Source organism: Novosphingobium clariflavum, assembly GCF_026420865.1.
Taxonomy (GTDB): Bacteria; Pseudomonadota; Alphaproteobacteria; order Sphingomonadales; family Sphingomonadaceae; genus Novosphingobium; species Novosphingobium clariflavum.
On sequence record NZ_JAPCWC010000003.1, the window covers coordinates 248,699 to 266,136 of the forward strand.

Below are 17,438 nucleotides of genomic sequence, written 5' to 3' on the forward strand. Positions count from 1 at the left end.
CGGCGCACCCGCCGGAACACGATCAAGGGACAAGCGGACAATGCTTCAGGAATTCAAGACTTTCATCGCGCGCGGCAACGTGCTCGACCTCGCCGTCGGTGTGATCATCGGCGCGGCTTTCGGCAAGATCGTCGCCTCGCTGACCGACGACGTGATCATGCCGTTCATCGGCCTCATCACCGGCGGCATCGATTTCAGCAACAAGTTCGTGGTGCTGGGCACGATTCCGGCTGGTTACAGCGGACCGATGACTTACGCGGCGCTCAAGGCCGCGGGCGTCGCCATGTTCGGTTACGGCGCCTTCCTCACCGCCGTCATCAACTTCCTGATCCTGGCCTTCGTGATCTTCCTCATCGTGCGCCAGGCCAATCGCCTGCTGCCCAAGAAGGAAGCCCCGGCAGCGCCGGGCGGTCCCACCGAGGTGGAACTGCTGGCGGAAATCCGCGACGCGCTGAAGAAGTAAGGCTTTTTCAAAGCGGCGCCGGCCCTCTTCCCCACGCGGCCTCCCGTCAGGGCAGGTTCGTGGGAGGTCGGGCCGGTGCCGCAAAATTCGCGTGCCGCGAATTTTCTAGCGAATGTGATCTTCGGGGAAACCCGGTGAAAAAGCAGGGGGAGGGCGCAGGCTCTCCCCCTTTTCTTTTGCGGCGCACGCCCTATATGGGTCGGTGCCGGCTTGCCGGATATGATGATAAACTGCGCCGTTCAATAGGCACAGCGGACCCGGGGGCGGTACCCGGCGGCTCCACCATCACCCGCTCCTTTGGGAGCAACCCTGTTGTCGCAGGGGTGATGACGGGGCCGAACTAGGATCGACGTGTGTTGAAAAGCGGTGTTTTCATTCGGGCTGAGTAACCCGTTCAAGGCTCAAAACTCACAAGTGCCAACGACAACGAAGCACTCGCTCTCGCCGCGTAATTCTAGGACCTAACGGTCTGAAGTTACAAAGCTAAAGCGCGGTTGGACCCACCGGGCAACAGAAGGGATACCAGGGGCTGGGGGCGAGCCTTGCAACAGAATCGCCCTACTCACCTCTTCCATGATCGGCTTGCCCATGATCGGCTTGGCGCGGCTGCTGGCGGCAGCGCGGTGCTTTCGCATTCGGCGTGCAGACACACGCACCGCGCATCTGCCCCCCGCGCGCTTATGCGGCTTTGTCTGCCGTTTCGGGCTGTGCTGACTGGAGTGCCGGCGCGGGCCGGGTGGCGGGCTCCGGCGGTTCGGCCGCGAGCCTTTGGGCCTTCTCGTACTTGATCGCATCGAGGATCTTGGCGCCCGCCATGAAGACCGCGCCGGTGCAGGCAAGGAACAGCAGCTTGCCGCCGAAACCGGGAAACCGCGACAGATAGACGCTGCCGCGTTCCACCGCGCCCAGCGCGAGCGCGTAGATGATCATGTAGGCTTCCCAGTTCGTCTTGATGACGAACAATCGGGCAATCTTGCGAAGCATGGCTTCCTTCTTCGAACTCCGCCCCAACACTCAGCACAATTGATGCAACGCCCATGCCAGTCACGGGTTCCTGGCGGACTCGATGGTTGACGAGTTCTTGCAATGTAAGCCTTTCCGACGCCATTGTAAGAGCCGCCGACGCGGCGCGCCGTGCTGGGACAGGGCCAAGGCGGCTGTTGCCAATGCCGCGCGGATCGGGCATATGGCCTTTCGATTCCTCCCCGGGACAGTCTTGGCGACCAACACGGATGCGCCGCGCGTTGACTTGCGCCGCGCACGGACTGCGAGGAATGATGACTGACATGCTGGAACGTTCGGGCCTCCGGGTCGATGCCGCCTTGGCGCGCTTCGTCGAAGAGCAGGTTCTGCCCCCCATCGGGCTGGACGCCGCTGCCTTCTGGAGCGACTTCGCGCGCCTCGTGGCCGAGTTCGCCCCCCGTAACCGCGCCCTGCTGGCCCGGCGCGACGACCTTCAGGCGCAGATCGATGCATGGCATCTCGCCCATGCGGGCAAGCCGATCGCCCAGGATGCCTACCAGGCGTTCCTGCGCGAGATCGGCTATCTCGTTCCCGAACCTGCGCCCTTCGTCGTCGGCACCCGCGGCGTCGATGCCGAGATCGCGACGATGGCGGGCCCGCAGCTCGTCGTCCCCGTGCTCAATGCACGGTTCCTGCTCAATGCCGCCAATGCCCGCTGGGGCAGCCTCTACGATGCCTTCTACGGCACCGATGCGCTCGACGCGGCGCCCGCCCAGGGCAAGGGATATGACGCGGTTCGCGGCGCCGCGGTGATCGCGGCGGGCCGTGCCTTCCTCGACAAGGCGCTGCCGCTGGCGGAAGGCTCGTGGGCCGATGTCGCCGCGATCGATGCGGCCGCGATCGACCCGGCCTGCTACGTCGGTGAGACCGACAGCGGCAGGCTCTATCGTTCGAACGGCCTCGGCATCGAGATCGTCGTCGATCCGGCAAGCCCGGTTGGCAGCGTCGACCGGGCGGGCATTGCCGACATCATGCTGGAAGCGGCACTGACGACGATCGTCGACCTTGAGGATTCGGTCGCGGCGGTCGATGCCGGGGACAAGCTCATCGCCTATGCCAACTGGCTGGGGCTGATCCGCGGCGATCTGACCGAGACCTTCGAAAAGGGCGGCCGCGTGCTGACCCGGGCCCTTGCGGGCAACAAGACCGTCACCGTTGCCGGCGGCAAGACCGTGCAGCTGCCGGGCCGCTCGCTGCTGTTTGTCCGCAATGTCGGCCACCTGATGACCAATCCGGCGATCCTCCTGCCCGACGGCAGCGAGATTCCCGAAGGGGTCATGGATGCCGTCCTCACCAGCGCCATCGGCAAGCAGGATGTCATGGGTCTCACCCGCTACGGCAACAGCCGCGAGGGTTCGATCTACATCGTCAAGCCGAAGATGCACGGGCCGCAGGAGTGCGCCTTCACCAACGACCTGTTCGATGCGGTCGAGGACCTGCTGGGGCTGGAGCGCCACACCATCAAGGTCGGCGTCATGGACGAGGAACGGCGCACTTCGGCCAATCTTGCCGCCTGCATCCACGCGGTGAAGGATCGCATCGTCTTCATCAACACCGGCTTCCTCGACCGTACCGGCGACGAGATCCACACCTCGATGCGGGCCGGGCCGATGATGCGCAAGAACGCCATCAAGGGCTCGGCCTGGATCGCCGCCTACGAGAAGCGCAACGTCGCCATCGGCCTTGCGCACGGGCTGTCCGGTGTCGCGCAGATCGGCAAGGGCATGTGGGCGGCGCCCGACATGATGCGCGACATGCTTGCCCAGAAGATCGGCCACCCGAAGACCGGCGCCAATACCGCCTGGGTGCCGTCGCCCACGGCGGCGACGTTGCATGCGATGCACTATCACGAAGTCGACGTGTTCGGCCTGCGCGGCAGCATCGCGGAGGAGGAAGTGCCCGGCCTCGACCTCTTGTTGCAGGTTCCGCTGGCCGATGGCGCCAACTGGTCGGCCGACGAGGTCCGCGAGGAACTCGACAACAATGCGCAAGGCCTGCTGGGTTATGTCGTGCGCTGGATCGACCAGGGGGTCGGCTGCTCCAAGGTTCCCGACATCAACGATGTCGGACTGATGGAGGACCGGGCGACGCTGCGTATTTCCAGCCAGCACATGGCCAACTGGCTGCTGCACGGCGTCTGCAGCGAGGCGCAGGTCATGGACTCGCTGCAGCGCATGGCGGCGCGGGTCGATGCGCAGAACGCGGCCGATCCGCTCTACGAGCCGATGGCGGGCAACTGGGACACGTCCCATGCGTTCCGCGCGGCCTGCGACCTCGTGTTCAAGGGGGCCGCGCAGCCCAATGGCTACACCGAACCGCTGCTGCACGCGTGGCGCCTGCGCAAGAAGGCGGCGGCTCCGGTTCTGGCAGACGCCTGACGCCTGCGGCGATGACGGGCCTCGCGTTCGCGCGGGGCCCGTTCTTCGATCTTTCCGACAGTGCTGTCCATCTTTGGTAGCATTGCACGTTCTTTAACTTACCTATGACATGCGTTCTGCTATTCTGACGGCCAAGGGGGCTGTGGGAGGCCGGATCCATGAAAGAGCAGCGCATCTTCGCTGAGGATCGCGTTCGGGCGACAGTGCAGGCAAGGCTGCACTCGGCCGGGGTCGACAGCGAGGTCACGATTGTCGATGCCAGCGAGCGGGGGTTGCAACTGGCGATGCCGGTGGCGCTACGGCCTGGCGAAATCGTGGAAATCGAGATCGGCGGGCAGGCGCTTGCGGGATGGGTCCGCTGCCGCACCGATCAGCACTGCGACATCGTGCTGGAAGAGGCGATCGACGTGATGACGCTTCTGGAAAGCAGCCGGGCGCAGATCACCATCACCCGGCTGGCCGCGTCGGGGGGAGAGCAGCGTCACCCGCTGGCCGTGGCTCTTGCTTCGGACGGCCCGCTGCCGGCCCGCATGATGCAGGCCGCGTTCATTGTCGCATTGCTGCTGCTGGGGATCGTCGCCATCGTGCAACTGGTGAACCTGGCGGGAGGGCCCTTGCAGACGGCGCGCATCGCGCTGGAGGGCGGCAGCGACCTTTCGCACTGACCCGCGCATCCGGGGGAAGCCGGACCGGCGCCGCGCCAGCGCGCGTCGGGCCGGTCAGTCTTTCGGCGCCGTCAGTTCGCGTGCCACTTGCACGAATTCGTCCACCGTCAGCGTTTCGGCGCGGCGCTGCGCATCTATGCCGAGGCGTTCCAGCGCCTCGATCGCGCCGGGCATGCCCTTGACGCTCTGGCGCAGCATCTTGCGGCGCTGGCCGAACGCGGCCTCGGTCAGGCGTTCCAGAACCCGCATGGAAACCCCCGCGGGCGCTTCGCCGGGCACGACGTGGACAATCGCCGACATGACCTTGGGCGGCGGGGTGAAGGCGCTGCGATGGACTTTCAGCGCCAGCTTCGCTTTCGAGCGCCACTGCGCCAGCACCGCGAGGCGGCCATAGGCCGAAGTATTCGGCTCGGCGACGATGCGGCGGGCGACTTCCTCCTGGAACATCAGCGTCAGCGACGACCACTGCGGCGGCCATGCCTCGCCCGATAGCCAGCCGGTGAACAGCGCCGTGCCGACGTTGTAGGGCAGGTTGGAGGCAATGTGGTAGGGGCCGTCGAACAGCGTCGCCGGGTCGATCTTCATCGCGTCGCCCTCGATGACCTTGAGCTTGCCCGGGAACGCGGCCTCGAGTTCGGCAAGCGCGGGCAGGCAGCGGCGATCCATCTCGATGGCAGTGACTTCGGCGCCGGCCCGCAGCAGCGCGCGGGTGAGGCCGCCGGGGCCGGGGCCGACTTCGAGCACCTTTGCACCGTCGAGGCTGCCGGGGATTGCGGCGATGCGGTCGAGCAGCTGTTCGTCGAACAGGAAATTCTGGCCGAGCGCCTTGCTGGCGGAAAGCCCGTGCCGCGCGATCACTTCACGCAAGGGGGGCAGGGTGGTCATGCGGTCTGTCCTGTGGTGGCGCGGCGGGCGGCGCATTCGCCGGCCATGCGCAGCGCGGCGATCATGGCGCCGGGGCTGGCCAGGTTCTTCCCGGCGATACCGAAGGCGGTGCCATGATCGGGCGACGTGCGCACGATCGGCAGGCCGAGCGTGACGTTGACGCCGGCGTCGAAGTCGAGCGTCTTGATCGGGATCAGTGCCTGATCGTGATACATGCAGAGCGCGACGTCGAATTTGTCGCGCTCATGCGCGGCGAACAGCGCGTCGGCGGGGTGCGGGCCGGTGACGGCGAGTCCCTCGGCGGAAAGGCCCTTGATGGCGGGAATGATCGTGTCGATCTCCTCGCGCCCCATGCGGCCATCTTCCCCGGCATGGGGGTTGAGCCCGGTCACCGCGATGCGGGCGGGCGCGAGGCCGAAATCGCGGGCCAGTGCGCGGGCGACGATGCGCGCTTTGCGTTCGATCAGGTCGCGGGTGATCAGCCCCGGCACCTCGGTCAGCGCGACATGGACGGTCAGCGGCACGGTGCGCAGGTTCGGTCCGGCCAGCATCATCACGGCATCGTCATGGCGGGCGCCGCAGGCATCGGCGCAGAACTCGGTCTGGCCGGGCTGGGTGAAGCCGACTTCGGCGAGCCGGGACTTGGCGATCGGGCCGGTGACGATGGCGCCCGCCGCGCCGGATACCGCCAGAGCGGTGGCCTGCGTCAGCGAATGCAGCGCGAGCCGGGCGCCGTCCGGGGTCGGCGTTCCGAAGGCGGGGGCGGCGTCCTCATCGCCAAGAACCGGCAGGCCGCTGGCGAAGGCCGCCGGGGCTTCGGCCGGATCGGCAATGGGGACCACCGGCAGCTCGAAGCCGCGGGTGCGGGCGGCGGCTGCGAGCAGGCCGGCGCCGCCGACCACGAAGAAGGGCGTCAGCCCGGCATCGCCGCGCCAGCGCCAGGCCTCGGCGATCAGTTCGGGGGCGATCCCGGCGGGATCGCCCAGCGAAACGGCGAGCGGCGCCGCAGCGATGACTTTGGAGCCGCTCACGAGAGGATCAGTTGTATTCGATGATCGCGTCGCGGCGAAGGTCGCGCAGGTACATCTGCGCGCGCTTGTTCACGCGGTCGTCTTCCATCTGGTTCTGCAGCTGCTCGAAGCTCGGGCCGGAATCGGCCTGGGGATCGTCGCGTCCGCAGAGCATCAGGATGCGCACGCCGTCGGTCAGCGAACCGAACGGCGGCAGCGTTTCGCCGGGCGAGAGGTTGAGGATGGCCGACTGGATCGGTCCCGGCAGGTCGCGGGCCTTGACCTGGTCGTTGGCGACGACCTGGGCGCCGATGCCGGTGGCGACCTTGTCGACGTCGCCGCAGCCCTTGGCGGTGCCGATGGTCTTGGCAAAGGCCTCGGCGCGCTTGTTGGCGTCGGCCTCGGAGATGCCCTTGGGGAAGTTCAGCGAGATCTGCTTGAGCGCCAGCACGGAATCGCGCGGGTCGGCGGTGAGGACCTGGCGCTTGTCGATCAGGTAGATGATGTCGAAACCGCCGGGTACCTCGATCGGGCCGACCAGCTGGCCGGGGGCCATGTCGCGCGCGGCGGTGGCGAGTTCGGCGGGCAGCTGGGCCAGGCGGATCCAGCCCAGGTCGCCGCCGACCGCGGCGGTCGAGGCCTGCGAGTACTGGCGGGCATAGGCGACAAAGCTGCCGCCCTGCTTGAGCTGCTGCACGATCTGCTGCGCGTTCTGGTAGACCTGCTGCTGGGCATCAGGCGTGGCGGCAAGGTAGATCTCGCCGAGGCGATACTCTTCGGTGCCCTTGGCGGCCTTCAGGCGCTCCAGCATCTCGTTCACTTCATCATCGGAGACGTTGATGAAGGGCTGGACGTTGCGCTGGAGCAGGCGCTGCCAGGACAGCTCGCCGCGGATCTGGCGCTTGAGCGAATCGGACGAGGATCCGACGCGCTTGAGGTAGGCGTCCATGGCCTGCGTGTTCTGGCCAAAGTTCTGCGAGGCGACGCGCGCGAACGTGCTGTCGACCTCGGCATCGTCGACGGCCACGTCGGCCGCCTTGGCCTCCTGGATCTGCAGGGTCTCGTCGATCAGGTTGCGCAGCACCTGAAGGCGCAGGCGCTTCTTCTCTTCCTCGTCGATCTTGCCCTGGTTGGCGGCAAGGATGAGGGCAAGGCGCTGGTCGACGTCGGTGCCGGTGATGATGTCACCGTTCACGACCGCCGTGGCGCGGCGCAGGTTGGGGTTGTCGTTGCCGAAGATCTTGACGTCTTCGGGGATCACGATGTCGCCCTGCTGCGTCTGTGCGGACTGGGCGTATGCCGCCGTCGACGCGGCGAGCGGAGAGAGAGCCGAGGCGACGGCGCCGCTGGCGATCGCGCAGTTGCGGAACGCGCGCTTGATGAACCTTTTGCGTTGGATTGCTAGCACCGTAGATCTCTATCCCGTCTGCGACCGGACCATCCCGGCCCCCCGGATCGAATGCCCGGAAAGGCACCAGATCGCATGGGACCGGTCTATGTCGGCCTGCGGCTTAACCGAAACTGAGTGCGTCCGATAGCGGCTTTGGCGGAGCCTGCCAACGTTTCGGGCGCGGGGCGGGAAACCAAATTGTAACAGGGCGTTCGAAAACGCCCCGGGCGGATAATTTCAGGCTCAATGGACGCCGATGTTCTTGAGCGCGAAGTGCAACATGAAGGAATCGCCCTTCTGGGCATCGCCGTTGGTCACGTAGTTGCGCCGCCAGGTTACGCCGATCTCGAGGCAGTCGTCCTCGTAGGCGACGCCGAAGCGCGTGCGCAAGGGCTGGAAGCCGTCGGAACCGTAGACCGGATCCTCGCTCCGGTTGGTCAGGTTGACGACCGCGGAGCCGAACATCGACCAGTACTTCGCGAAGGCGACACGGCCGGCGGCGCGCAGTTCCTCGCGGTCGCGAAGGTCTTCCAGCGTTGTCGAATCGCCGTCGACGGTCTCGATGTCGATGCTGCGGTTGAGCTTCACGTAGCCGAGTTCGAGGTAGGTCTGGTTGTTGCCCAGCGCCATGTCGAACTCGTTGCGGCGGATCGTCAGGCTATCCTTGTCGAGCCGGTAGCGGTGGATGAAGCTCACGAAGCTGCGGTAGCGCACTTCGGTCCGGCCGACGATGTCGGAGGTCTTGTTGGTGAGGCCGGTGCCGTCGGGGAAGACGGTGGCCATGTTGCTGAGGCGCACCGACTGGCCGATCGTGCTCTTGATGCGCCAGCGCGGACGCTCGAACATCCAGTCGACCCCGTAAGTGAAGCGCACCCCGTCCTCGAACCGATCGTAACCGGGGAAGCGGTTGAGCGAGAAGAGGTTGGTGTCTTCCAGTTCGAGCGCGCGGGAATCCTCGTTGGGGATCGAGAGGTTCTGGATCTTCGGGGCGGCGACCAGCTGGACGCGCGGGGTGAAGACCTGGGTGCCGCCGAAGACCTGCCCGACCAGCGGCCATTTCACGTCGACGGCGGCCAGCGCGATGGCGCGGGTCTGCCAGCCCGGCTGGCCGCGATAGATGATGGTGTCGGTCGCGTCGTTGTCGTCCGAATGGTAGACGTCGCCGCGCATGAGGCCGGTGAACACCACTTCCTGGCCCATGCTGGTCAGCTTGCGCAGCGACCACTGGGCGCTGGCGAAGGCGCGCTGGGTGTCCTGCCCGTCCTTGCGGGTGATCCCCATGGTGTTGGCTTCAAGCTCGAACTTGCCGCCGAGCAGCGATTCGTTGAAGCGGCGGCGATAGTCGATCACCGGGATGGCGATCGGCATCTGGCCCTGATCCTGCCCGGAGCGCATCGTCTGCGTGGTGTAGCCGGCGATCGAGAGGTAGCTGTCCTGATCGATCCGCTCGACTTCCACCGACGAACGCAGGCGGTCGTCGCGGCTGATGTCGTAGCGGCGCAGGAACGTGCGGTCGGTTGCGCGCCGGATCGAGGCGGTCACGCTCCAGGCCGGGTCGAGCTGGAACTTGCCGTTGGCGAAGATGTAGCCGCGCAAAGCGCGTTCGCGGTTGGGATCGGGGTTGCTGTCGCTGAGCGAGATGCGGTTGCTCGAGGTCGCGTAGCCGGTGATCTGGTAGGCGCCAAGATCGGTCAGCGCGCGATACTCGAACGAGGCCATCGGCGCGGACTTGGTGAAGACGTGGAAGGTGCCGGTCAGGTCGCGGTTGGGGGCGATCTTCCAGTAATAGGACTGGGCCACCTCGATGCCGTTCGACGGGCTCGACTTGAGGTCGGGCACCAGGAAGCCGGATACGGCGCCGCCATTGGTGCTCACCGTCAGCCCGAACAGCGGCAGCTGGATGGCGCCGAACATCTCGAGGCGGGCGTCGGAAAAGCGCACTTCGCTGCGCTCCTCGCTGTAGATCACCGACTTGGCGAGCACGCGCCAGGTGGGATTGCGGGGGCAGCCTTCGTCGTCTGTCACCGCGCAGCCGGTATAGGCGGCGTGCTGCAGCACGACATCGCCGTTGGCCAGGCGCTCGCCCTTGTTGGCCGCCAGGCGCGCGCCTTCGCGCAGCACCAGCAGCAGGTTTTCCATCATCCCGGTCTTGAGCTCGTCGGTCAGCTCGGCCCGGTCGGTGAACAGCTGGTTGCCGTTCTGGTCGACCACGCGGACGTTGCCGGTGCCGACGATCTGGCCGGTATTGCGGTTCCAGGTGACCGTGTCGGCGCGAACGGACTGCTTGTCCTTGCGCATGACGACATTGCCGCTGGCGGTGACGGTCTCGCCGTTCTGGTCGTACTGGACGGTGTCCGCCTCGAAGGCGACAGGCACGTTGTCGGCGGTTTCCGGACCCGGTGCGGGCGGTGCGCCCTGAATCGGCGTGTTTTCGGTGGGGTGTGAAAGGTCCTGTGCCAGCGCGGCGCCAGGCAGCGCAAACGTGGTCATCCCTGCGACAAGCAAGGGCAGGGGAAGCGATCGCAAGCGCAATTTGCGGACATGCAGCTGGGTCATGGCGGCCGGGAGCATGGCTTGCCTATCGCACCGCCTGTGCCTAACTGCAATCCGCTGTTGCGGCGAAGCGCACAAGTCCGTCGCTTGCCCACGAGAATTCAGGAGATCCCATGAATATCCAGTTCCTTGACGCTGCTGCCGCCGGCTCGGCGCGTCTGGTCGCCCGCTTCGTGAATCAGGACGCGATTCCCGCCGATCTCGAAGCGGTGCTGGTGGAAGGCGCCAAGGCCTCGCGTTTCAGCGGCAAGGCCGGGCAGGTTTTCGAGGGTTTTGTCGAGCGTGACGGCCATGTCGTGCGCGTCGCGCTGGTCGGGCTCGGCAGCGAGGGCAAGGACCGGAAGGGCGCGGTCGAGCGTGCCGGCGCCGCCGTCGTCGCCAAGTACCTGACTTCGGGTGAAGCCGCCGTGACGCTGGACCTCACCGGCGCGGGCCTTTCGGCCGACGAGGCCGCCGGCGCGCTGCTGGGCGCGGTGCTGCGTGCATGGCGTCTCGATACCTATCGCACCAAGCTGGCCGAGGATGCCAAGCCGAGCCTCGTCGAGATCGCCGTGGTCGGCGCGCCGGAAGGCACCGAAGCGGCCTGGGCGGTCGAACAGGCCATCGTCGAGGGCGTTTCCTTCACCCGCGAACTGGTGACCGAGCCTGCCAACGCGATCTACCCGGAAACCTTCGTGGCCCGCTGCGAAGCGAAGATGGCGGGTTCGGGCCTCAAGATCCGCGTGCTCGACGACAAGGAAATGGCCGAACTCGGCATGGGTTCGCTGCTCGGCGTGGCACAGGGCTCGGTGCGTCCGGCGCGCCTGCTGGTCATGGAATGGCTGGGCGGCGCGGCCGGCGAGGCGCCCGTCGCTTTCGTGGGCAAGGGCGTGACGTTCGACACCGGCGGCATCTCGATCAAGCCGGCGGGCGGCATGGAAGACATGAAGTGGGACATGGGCGGCGCCGGCGCGGTGGCCGGCACCATGCTCGCGCTCGCACTGCGCAAGGCCAAGGCCAACGTGATCGGCGTCTGCGGCCTTGTGGAAAACATGCCGGACGGCAATGCCCAGCGCCCCGGTGACGTCGTCACCTCGATGTCGGGCCAGACCATCGAGGTCATCAACACCGACGCCGAGGGCCGTCTGGTGCTCTGCGATGCGCTGACCTGGGTGCAGCGCGAATACAAGCCCGCCAAGGTGGTGGACCTTGCCACCCTGACCGGCGCGATCATCCTCAGCCTCGCGCATGAATATGCAGGGCTGTTCTCGAACAACGACGACCTTGCCGCGCAGCTCACCGCCGCCGGCAACGCATCGGGCGACCGCCTGTGGCGCATGCCGATGGGGCCGAACTACGACAAGATGATCGAAAGCCCGATCGCCGACATGAAGAACGTCGGCCCGCGCTTCGGCGGCTCGATCACCGCGGCGCAGTTCCTGCTGCGCTTCATCGAGAACGACACCCCCTGGGCGCACCTCGACATTGCCGGCACCGTGTGGACCGACAAGCCGGGTGCGACCTGGGACAAGGGCGCATCGGGCTTCGGCGTGCGCCTGCTCGACCGCTTCGTGCGCGACACGCTCGAAGCGTAATTGGCTCGTAGAAGGGCAGGGCCGCGACATGCGCGTCGATTTCTATCAGCTCAGTCGTGATCCTGCCGAAAGCGCTCTGGCGCTGATCGCCGGAAAGGTCGCGGGGAATGGCGAGCGCCTGCTTGTCGTTTCCGGCGACCTCGGCCAGCGCCAGCGTATCTGCCAGGCGCTGTGGTCGGTCGGCCCCGAAAGCTTCCTCGCCAACGGTTTCGCGGGCGAGAACGGCGAGGACCGCCAGCCGATCCTCATTTCCGATGAGCCGCAGCCGGCCAACGGCGCGAAGTTCATGGCGATCGCCGACGGCCAGTGGCGCGAAGGGGCGGAGCCGTTCGCGCGCACCTTCTTCCTGTTCGACCAGTCCACCCTCCAGCACGCGCGCGAAACATGGCGCGCGCTACGGGAGCGGGAAGGGGTCGAGCATTACTACTGGAAGCAGGACGGCGGGAGATGGGTTCAGGCCGGATGATTCTCCGCCGCTATCCCTGACCTTTCCGGCGCCCAGGTCGTAAACTCATAAACGGCACCATCGAGGTTTGAGGCAAAATGGCTCAGCGACAGGAGGGAAGGCGCTGGAATATGTCGATATTTCAAGACTTCCCGACGCAGCGCTGGGCCATTTTGGTCAAACCCCGAAGGGGCGCCCAAATGGCTTCCATCTCGAACCGAAGCTGCCTTGGACGGGCAACCAGCCCGCCCGGCGGCAACTTCGGCCCGATCTGTTCGCCATTTGGGCGCCTCGATGGTGCCGTTTATGAGTTTACGACCTAATTCTTGCGGAACCGCCCGTTCCCGGCTAGGGGCGCGCGCAACAATTCAAAACCCTTACTTTCGCCCCATTTTTTGAGGAACCTACCATGGCGGTTACCCGCACCTTCTCGATCATCAAGCCCGACGCGACCCGCCGCAACCTGACCGGCGGCGTCACCAAGCTGCTCGAAGAAGCCGGCCTGCGCGTCGTCGCTTCGAAGCGCATTCAGCTCTCGCAGGAACAGGCCGAAGGCTTCTACGCCGTCCACAAGGAACGCCCCTTCTTCGGCGACCTCGTGTCGTTCATGATCTCGGGCCCGGTGGTCGTGCAGGTTCTCGAAGGCGAAGACGCCGTCAAGCGCAACCGCGACGTGATGGGCGCCACCAACCCGGCCGACGCCGCCGAAGGCACCATCCGCAAGACCTACGCCGAATCGATCGAAGCCAACTCGGTCCACGGTTCGGACTCGGAAGAGAACGCGGCGATCGAAATCGCCTACTTCTTCAAGCCCGAAGAGATCGTCGGCTGAGGCTTACGCTTCCTCCGCGCATGAAAGGCCGCCCCGCCCGGGCGGCCTTTTTTGTTTCCGGGGTCTGGAGCCCGCGATTTCGGTTTGGCTGTGCCGGCATCTTTGGTATTTTCGCCCTCAAGAGGAGAGCAAGATGCAAGGCATGGGTGAGACAGGCGAAGCCTGCCCCTTCGAATTCAATTTCGATCCCGCGACCTTCAAGGTCGGCGATACCGTCAGCTACCGCGTGAACGGCAGCCTCGAAGGCTTTCCCTTCGTCGGCACCCTGGTCGAGGTGCATGAGGACCATGTGCTGATCGCCGGAGACCCGCGCGAGCCTGAAAAGCGCTATCTCGGCACCCGCGAAAGCCGGCCTCAGGTGGACTACGCGCAGATCTGAAATTTTCCGCCTTGCGCTTGATCCCGCGCAAGGCAGCGGGGCGGGTGAGGGGCTACAATCGACGCTCGATCGAGCACAGAGGAGAGCCGATGACCTACAAGCCCCACGATCTCGCCGAGGAATTCCCCGAGGACATCGAGGTCCTGCACCACCTCAAGGCCACGCGCGGCCATTTTGCCGTGCTGGCGGATCGCTACGGCGAGGTGAATGGGAAGATCAATCGCATCGAGGAGCAACTCGACGCCGCCTCCGACACGCGGCTGGAGGACCTCAAGAAAGAGCGTCTGACCTTGCTGGACCAGATCGGCCGGATGATCCGCGATGCGCGGGCGGTCGGCGCCTGAGTTTTCAGGAAGAGGGTGGAAGCAGGGGAGTATAGCCCCCTGCTTTGATCCCCGTTCTTAAAACTGATCCGCCACGTCCAGCAGCACGGTCAGCTTCTTCGGCGCCACCGCGCGCCATGAACGCGAAAGCCAGTCGGCGACCGCGTCCCAGTCGTTCTCGCCAAGGTCGAGGCGGATGCCGATCCAACCGTCGCCGAAATAGGCGGGGCGGAAGTAGCGGTCCTCGTCCTGTTCGATGAGCATGGCCTGCTCGTCCGGCCCGCTGATCTTCACTAGCAGCGCGGTGCGGCCATCTGCGTGGTGGTTCGAGCTGAAGTAGGCGAACTTCTTGCCCTTGACGATGCCGAAGCAGGGCATGCCGTGGCTGGAGATCTCGTCCGCTTCGGGCAGCGCCATGGCGCGTTCGCGCACGCGCTCCAGCAGCCACTCGGGCGAGGCCTCGCGGGTGACGAGTTCGGCAAGGCAGCGCGAATAGAGCTGGTGCTCCGCGATCAGCACCCGCGCGGCCAGCGTCTCGGCGGTGTCGCCGGGCACGATGGCGACCGGCAGCTGGCCGAGGATCGGGCCTTCGTCGAGTTCGGGGATGACGAGGTGGACGGTCACGCCGCCGTGGCTGTCACCCGCCTCGATGGCGCGCTGGTGGGTGTGGAGGCCGGTGTACCTGGGCAGCAGGGAGGGGTGGATGTTGACCATCCGGCCGTCCCACTTGCCGACAAACGCATCGGTGAGGATGCGCATGTACCCGGCAAGGGCGACCCATTGCGCCCCCGATTCGCGGATCGCGGCGTCCATTGCCGCGTCGTGTTCCTCGCGGCTCAGGCCCTTGTGGCTGAGCGCGAACGTCGCCACGCCCTCTGACGCGGCGAGCACGAGGCCCGACGCATCCGGTTTGTTGCTGGCGACAAGCACGATCTCATACGGGCAGCCGTCCAGCCGGCTGGCATAGAGCAGCGCGGCCATGTTGGTGCCGCTGCCCGAGATGAGAACCGCGACTTTGGCCTTCTCAGCCAAGGTGGATGGCTTCCCAGTCCTCGCGGGCCGACCATTGCTCGGCCTTGCCCTGCACGGTGCAGCCCTTGTCGCCTTCCTCGATCACGCCGATCACGAAGACGGTTTCGCCCGCGGCTTCGAGTTCGGCCTTGAGCGAGGCGACTTCGTCCGGCGAGACCGCAAGGACCATGCCGATGCCGCAGTTGAAGGTGCGGGCCATCTCGCCCGGCTCGATGTTGCCCTGCGCCTGCAGGAACGCCATCAGGCGCGGCTGCGGCCAGGCGCCGACGTCGATGCGGGCATGCAGGCCCTCGGGCAGCACGCGCGGGATGTTTTCAAGCAGGCCGCCGCCGGTGATGTGGGCCAGCGCATGGATGCGGCCGGCGCGGATGAAGGGCAGCAGGCTCTTCACGTAGATGCGCGTGGGCGCGATCAGCGCGTCGATCAGCAGCACGTCCGAATCGAACAGCGCCGGGCGGTCGAGCTTCCAGCCCTTGTCCTCGGCCAGGCGGCGGACCAGCGAATAGCCGTTCGAGTGGACGCCCGAGGAGGCCAGGCCGAGCAGGATGTCACCATCGGCCACCTTGTCGCCGGTCAGCTGTTCGCCGCGCTCCACGGCGCCGACGCAGAAGCCGGCAAGGTCATAGTCGCCGGCGGCATACATGCCCGGCATCTCGGCGGTCTCGCCGCCGATGAGGGCGCAGCCCGACATCTTGCAGCCTTCGGCAATACCGGCGACGACACGTTCGGCGACGCCGTTCTCAAGCTTTCCGGTGGCGAAATAATCGAGGAAGAACAGGGGCTCCGCGCCCTGGACGATAAGGTCGTTCACGCACATGGCGACAAGGTCGATGCCGATATGGTCATGGCGGTCATGGTCGATCGCCAGCTTGACCTTGGTGCCCACGCCGTCGTTCGCGGCGACCAGCAGCGGGTCCTTGTAACCGGCGGCGCGCGGGTCGAAGAATCCGCCGAACCCGCCCAGTTCGGCATCGGCGCCGGGGCGTGCGGTGGATTTCGCCAGCGGGCCGATGGCCTTCACCAGTGCGTTGCCTGCGGCGATCGAGACGCCGGCCTGCTCGTAAGAGTAGCTCTTCGGGGAGTTATCGTCGGACATTGCGCGCCCCTATCGCTTTCCGACTTGGATTTCCATTCCCGATTGGGCAAAAGGCGCCACGGTTTCGATAATGGCGATCACGTTCTCCCAGAATTTCCGGCAATTGGCCGGCCACGACAAGGGTCGGCGCTGGACTGCGGCACGCGCTGCAGTGCTGCTTGGCGGCTGCGCGGCGCTTGGCTTTGCCGGATTCTCGGCCTGGCGAATCGGTGCGCAAGTCGAAGGCGACCGCGGAATCCCGCCGCTCGCCAACTCCGAAGACATTCAGGTGAACGGCATCCACGTCGACGTCTCGGGCAAGACCGGCGCCGAGGCGCGAATCGAGGGCTGGAAGCAGGCCGAAAAGGAAGCCTGGAAAAAGCTGGGTGGTCCCGACATGCCGGTGGAGGCGATCGACGCCATGGTTTCCTCGGTGGTGATCGGCCAGGAACAGGTCGGTCCTCGCCGCTATATCGCCACGCTCGGCGTGATCTTCGACAAGGGTAAGGCAGGGCAGTTCGTCGGCGGCAGCGGCGCTGTCGTGCGTTCGGCGCCGTTGCTGCTGGTGCCGGTGCTCAATTCCGGCGGTGTCCAGCAGGTCTTCGAAGTGCGCGGGCCCTGGCAGAAGGCATGGGCCGAGTTCCAGGCCTCGCAGAGCCCGGTCGATTATGTGCGTCCGGTTGGGGCCGGCGGCGAATCGCTGCTGCTCACGGCGGGGCAGACGACCCGGCGCAGCCGCCTCTGGTGGCGCGGCGTTCTTGACCAGTTCAACGCCAGCGACGTGCTGATCCCGGTCGCCCGGCTGGAGCGGCAGTGGCCCGGCGGTCCCATCCACGGCACGTTCACCGCGCGCTACGGCCCTGACAGCAGCTATCTCGACAGCTTCGAACTCGATGCGGCGAACGAGCAGGAACTGCCGGCGATGCTCGCCAAGGCGGTGGAGCGGATCGACGACATCTATCGCGGCGCGCTGTCGAGCGGCCAGTTGCACCCGGATCCGACGCTGACGATGAGCCAGGTCGCGCTCGACCGGGCCTTCGGCGAGCTGCGTAGCAAGCTGATGCCGCAGGGCGGCGCCGTGCCGGGGGGCAGTATCGCCCCGGCGACGCCGGTTGCCGTGCCGAGCGAGCCGGCGCCCGCCGCTGCTGCGGCCGAGAGCGTGACCGTACAATTCGCAAGTCCCGATGCCGGTGCGGTCGATGCCGCGCTTGCCGCCGTGCGCGGCGTGCCCGGCGTGCGGGGCGCCGCCACCGTGAGCCTGGCCATCGGTGGCATTTCCGTGTTGCGGGTGAGCGCCGAAGGCGGTGCCGACCGGCTCGCCGCCGCGCTTCGTGCGCAAGGTTGGAAAGTCTCCGCGGGAGGCGGCGCGCTGAGGATCAGCCGCTAGAGCGTGATCCGTTCCCATTGAACC

Annotated in this window: 16 protein-coding genes and 1 other RNA gene; 10 read left to right on the plus strand and 7 right to left on the minus strand. The window is 66.4% G+C overall.

The features are described from left to right. The first annotated feature begins 40 nt into the window (after nucleotides 1-40). Nucleotides 41-463 (plus strand): large conductance mechanosensitive channel protein MscL, encoded by a 423-nt coding sequence (gene mscL, locus OKA11_RS05555; RefSeq protein ID WP_267219219.1) that lies wholly within the window; start codon nucleotides 41-43, stop codon nucleotides 461-463. Nucleotides 464-628: 165 nt separating this feature from the next. Continuing rightward, nucleotides 629-988: a transfer-messenger RNA gene (gene ssrA, locus OKA11_RS05560) on the plus strand. Between the two features lie 153 nt (nucleotides 989-1,141). On the opposite strand, the gene OKA11_RS05565 is transcribed toward ssrA, so the two are convergent. Then, nucleotides 1,142-1,447, minus strand: a complete 306-nt coding sequence (locus tag OKA11_RS05565) for a hypothetical protein (RefSeq protein WP_267219221.1) — start codon at nucleotides 1,445-1,447, stop codon at nucleotides 1,142-1,144. 293 nt (nucleotides 1,448-1,740) lie between these two features. On the opposite strand from OKA11_RS05565, the gene OKA11_RS05570 reads away from it, so the two are divergent. Both OKA11_RS05570 and OKA11_RS05575 read left to right on the plus strand, forming a co-directional pair. Beyond that, nucleotides 1,741-3,864: a malate synthase G gene (locus OKA11_RS05570; protein WP_267219343.1), complete on the plus strand. Its 2,124-nt coding sequence runs from the start codon at nucleotides 1,741-1,743 to the stop codon at nucleotides 3,862-3,864. 158 nt (nucleotides 3,865-4,022) lie between these two features. Further along, nucleotides 4,023-4,529 (plus strand): PilZ domain-containing protein, encoded by a 507-nt coding sequence (locus OKA11_RS05575; protein ID WP_267219222.1) that lies wholly within the window; start codon nucleotides 4,023-4,025, stop codon nucleotides 4,527-4,529. 54 nt (nucleotides 4,530-4,583) lie between these two features. On the opposite strand, the gene rsmA is transcribed toward OKA11_RS05575, so the two are convergent. The 4 genes from rsmA to OKA11_RS05595 form a co-directional block, all read right to left on the minus strand. Then, nucleotides 4,584-5,414, minus strand: a complete 831-nt coding sequence (rsmA, locus tag OKA11_RS05580) for a 16S rRNA (adenine(1518)-N(6)/adenine(1519)-N(6))-dimethyltransferase RsmA (RefSeq protein ID WP_267219223.1) — start codon at nucleotides 5,412-5,414, stop codon at nucleotides 4,584-4,586. Further along, nucleotides 5,411-6,445 (minus strand): 4-hydroxythreonine-4-phosphate dehydrogenase PdxA, encoded by a 1,035-nt coding sequence (pdxA, locus tag OKA11_RS05585; RefSeq protein WP_267219225.1) that lies wholly within the window; start codon nucleotides 6,443-6,445, stop codon nucleotides 5,411-5,413. Before pdxA ends, rsmA begins: the two co-directional genes overlap by 4 nt. A gap of 7 nt (nucleotides 6,446-6,452) precedes the next feature. Next, nucleotides 6,453-7,832 (minus strand): peptidylprolyl isomerase, encoded by a 1,380-nt coding sequence (locus OKA11_RS05590; protein ID WP_379489365.1) that lies wholly within the window; start codon nucleotides 7,830-7,832, stop codon nucleotides 6,453-6,455. 225 nt (nucleotides 7,833-8,057) lie between these two features. Beyond that, nucleotides 8,058-10,385 (minus strand): LPS-assembly protein LptD, encoded by a 2,328-nt coding sequence (locus tag OKA11_RS05595; protein ID WP_379489366.1) that lies wholly within the window; start codon nucleotides 10,383-10,385, stop codon nucleotides 8,058-8,060. Nucleotides 10,386-10,480: 95 nt separating this feature from the next. Here OKA11_RS05595 and OKA11_RS05600 point away from each other — a divergent pair, with 95 nt between their 5' ends. The 5 genes from OKA11_RS05600 to OKA11_RS05620 all read left to right on the plus strand — a co-directional run bounded on the left by OKA11_RS05600 (nucleotide 10,481) and on the right by OKA11_RS05620 (nucleotide 13,941). Further along, the gene (locus tag OKA11_RS05600; RefSeq protein WP_267219226.1) at nucleotides 10,481-11,941 is read left to right on the plus strand and encodes a leucyl aminopeptidase; all 1,461 of its coding nucleotides are present in this window, start codon (nucleotides 10,481-10,483) and stop codon (nucleotides 11,939-11,941) included. Between the two features lie 28 nt (nucleotides 11,942-11,969). Further along, the gene (locus tag OKA11_RS05605) at nucleotides 11,970-12,407 is read left to right on the plus strand and encodes a DNA polymerase III subunit chi (RefSeq protein ID WP_267219228.1); all 438 of its coding nucleotides are present in this window, start codon (nucleotides 11,970-11,972) and stop codon (nucleotides 12,405-12,407) included. A 388-nt stretch (nucleotides 12,408-12,795) separates the two neighbouring features. Beyond that, on the plus strand, nucleotides 12,796-13,218 hold the full coding sequence (gene ndk, locus OKA11_RS05610) for a nucleoside-diphosphate kinase (RefSeq protein ID WP_142634662.1): 423 nt from the start codon (nucleotides 12,796-12,798) through the stop codon (nucleotides 13,216-13,218). Nucleotides 13,219-13,351: 133 nt separating this feature from the next. Further along, a complete protein-coding gene (locus tag OKA11_RS05615) occupies nucleotides 13,352-13,597 on the plus strand; it encodes a hypothetical protein (protein WP_267219229.1) in 246 nt (81 codons plus the stop codon). A gap of 89 nt (nucleotides 13,598-13,686) precedes the next feature. Further along, nucleotides 13,687-13,941 carry a YdcH family protein gene (locus OKA11_RS05620; protein WP_207078272.1) on the plus strand — a complete coding sequence of 85 codons (255 nt, stop codon included), beginning with the start codon at nucleotides 13,687-13,689 and terminating at the stop codon, nucleotides 13,939-13,941. Between the two features lie 57 nt (nucleotides 13,942-13,998). Here OKA11_RS05620 and purN read toward each other — a convergent pair whose 3' ends face one another. Both purN and purM read right to left on the minus strand, forming a co-directional pair. Next, the gene (gene purN / locus OKA11_RS05625; RefSeq protein ID WP_267219230.1) at nucleotides 13,999-14,952 is read right to left on the minus strand and encodes a phosphoribosylglycinamide formyltransferase; all 954 of its coding nucleotides are present in this window, start codon (nucleotides 14,950-14,952) and stop codon (nucleotides 13,999-14,001) included. After that, nucleotides 14,945-16,048 carry a phosphoribosylformylglycinamidine cyclo-ligase gene (gene purM, locus OKA11_RS05630; protein WP_267219231.1) on the minus strand — a complete coding sequence of 368 codons (1,104 nt, stop codon included), beginning with the start codon at nucleotides 16,046-16,048 and terminating at the stop codon, nucleotides 14,945-14,947. The genes purN and purM overlap by 8 nt, the downstream gene beginning before the upstream one ends. A gap of 70 nt (nucleotides 16,049-16,118) precedes the next feature. Here purM and OKA11_RS05635 point away from each other — a divergent pair, with 70 nt between their 5' ends. Then, a complete protein-coding gene (locus tag OKA11_RS05635) occupies nucleotides 16,119-17,414 on the plus strand; it encodes a heavy-metal-associated domain-containing protein (protein ID WP_267219232.1) in 1,296 nt (431 codons plus the stop codon). The last annotated feature ends 24 nt before the right edge of the window (nucleotides 17,415-17,438 follow it).